Source organism: Paraglaciecola sp. MB-3u-78 (assembly GCF_002835935.1).
Classification (GTDB): Bacteria; Pseudomonadota; Gammaproteobacteria; order Enterobacterales; family Alteromonadaceae; genus Paraglaciecola.
On sequence record NZ_PJCF01000066.1, the window covers coordinates 1 to 419 of the forward strand.

1 protein-coding gene is annotated in these 419 nt (G+C 45.3%); it reads right to left on the reverse strand.

Going from position 1 to position 419, the window contains the following annotated elements; genetic code table 11:
* Positions 1–49 precede the first annotated feature (49 nt).
* A partial coding sequence (locus tag CXF95_RS26355) for a transposase (RefSeq protein WP_232788056.1) occupies positions 50–419 on the reverse strand: 370 nt, incomplete at its 5' end.

The following is a 419-nucleotide window of genomic DNA, read 5'->3' on the forward strand; positions in this document are numbered from 1 at the left end:
TTGACCTAGGCAAAAAGCCTACGTCAGCCGATGTTTATTGGGATCGTGCTTAGCTATTTTCCTGATAATTCCAGGGTAAGTATTTTTCGGGATGGGCCTTAGCTTGTGCTTGCTCCCGTTGCAGTAGCGTAAAGTAATCCATAACGTTGACGCCCGCTTCCATACCGGTTGCTATCATCGAGGTGATGACATCTCCGATTGTCGCGCCCAGTAATGTTTTATGGAACATCGCGTTTTTTCTGTCTCTCACTACAATTTTCAGCATCGCTTCGATGCCGTTATTGTCGATTTTTGCACCGGGCACGCTGCAAAACAGGCTCAGTCCTGCATAGTGTTTGATAAAGTATTTTATCGCTTTGCCTAAGCCACTGTTTTCTTCTACTGTCTCGTTTGCCAAATGGGTTTCACCCCACAATTTA